Origin of the sequence: Marinobacter persicus, assembly GCF_002934325.1 — a bacterium.
Lineage (GTDB): Bacteria > Pseudomonadota > Gammaproteobacteria > Pseudomonadales > Oleiphilaceae > Marinobacter > Marinobacter persicus_A.
The window spans coordinates 1-1221 of sequence record NZ_PTIV01000088.1 but is presented as its reverse complement, the minus strand read 5'-3'; the positions used below and the strand labels follow the sequence as shown (position 1 = coordinate 1221).

Genomic DNA, 1221 nt, shown 5'->3' with positions numbered 1-1221 from the left:
GGGTTCTACCCCGTTACTGCGGACATTCCCAAAAAGAGGCACAATGTGCCAAAGGAGTGTTCATGTCCAGACGCAGAAAATATAGCCCAGAGTTCAAACGTGAAGCCATTGCTTTGACCCGCCAACCCGGTGTGAGTTGTCGACAGATAGCCTTGGAGGTCGGCATCAATCCCAACCTGCTGTCCCGTTGGCGCAGAGAAGCCGATGCCGAGACAGACAAGGCCTTCAAGGGTTCTGGTTCTCCCAGAGACGAAGAGGTGGCTTGTCTCAAGCGAGAGTTGGCCCGGGTGAAGAAGGAGCGTGATTTTTTGCGCGAAGCGGCAGTGTTCTTCGCAAAGGAGTCGTCCTGAGGTATCAGGCGATTCAACGTTGTCGCAGTCATTTCCCAATACGTCTTATGTGCCGATGCCTGAAGGTGTCGGCCAGCGGTTATTACGCTTGGGCATCTCGCCCTGAGTCCGCCAGGGCAAAGGCAAATCGGCACTTGCTGTCACGCATCAGAGAGATTCACGACGATAGCGGTGGCATGATTGGCTCACCCAGAATGCATGAGGACCTGATTGCCGAAGGCACGTCAACCAGCCTGAACCGTGTTGCGCGATTGATGGCCAAACACGGCATTCAGGGGTGGCCACGCAAGAAGCGCGGACGCATGGGACGCCAATCATATCGACCACCAGGCATCCGGAATCATCTGGAGCGGAATTTCTCCGCTCTGGAGCCTGACACCAAGTGGGTGACGGATATTACGGAAATACCCACGCAGGAAGGAAAGCTCTACCTCTGCGTAGTTCTCGACCTTTACAGCAAGCTGATCGTTGGCTGGTCCATGCATCACCGACAGGATCGGCATATGGTGATCAGAGCGGTTGAGATGGCCGTTTGGCAGCGTCAGGGAAAAGTCCCGGTGATATTGCATTCAGATCGAGGCAGTCAATTTACCAGTGGTGACTACCAGCGATATCTCGGTAACAACCAGTTGGTAAGCAGCATGAGTGCGGTTGGTCATTGTGGCGATAATGCTGCCTGTGAAGGATTCTTCGGAATGCTCAAACGGGAGCGAATTCACCACCGGCGGTACCGCACTCAGAACGAAGCACGAGCTGACGTATTTGATTACATCGAGCGGTTTCATAATCCCAGGATGCGACGTAGAGTTGCCGCTCAGGATCAGAAGTTATCAGCCGTTTTAAAACCGTCCGTGGAAACGGGGTAGAACCC

1 protein-coding gene is annotated in these 1221 nt (G+C 54.1%); it reads left to right on the top strand.

Annotated features, from left to right (window positions below; all coding sequences use genetic code 11):
- The first annotated feature begins 62 nt into the window (after positions 1 to 62).
- A protein-coding gene (locus tag BY454_RS16705; RefSeq protein ID WP_104417680.1) for an IS3 family transposase occupies positions 63 to 1216 on the top strand; the annotation gives its coding sequence in 2 pieces (ribosomal slippage) (positions 63 to 303 and positions 303 to 1216; 1155 coding nt in all).
- The last annotated feature ends 5 nt before the right edge of the window (positions 1217 to 1221 follow it).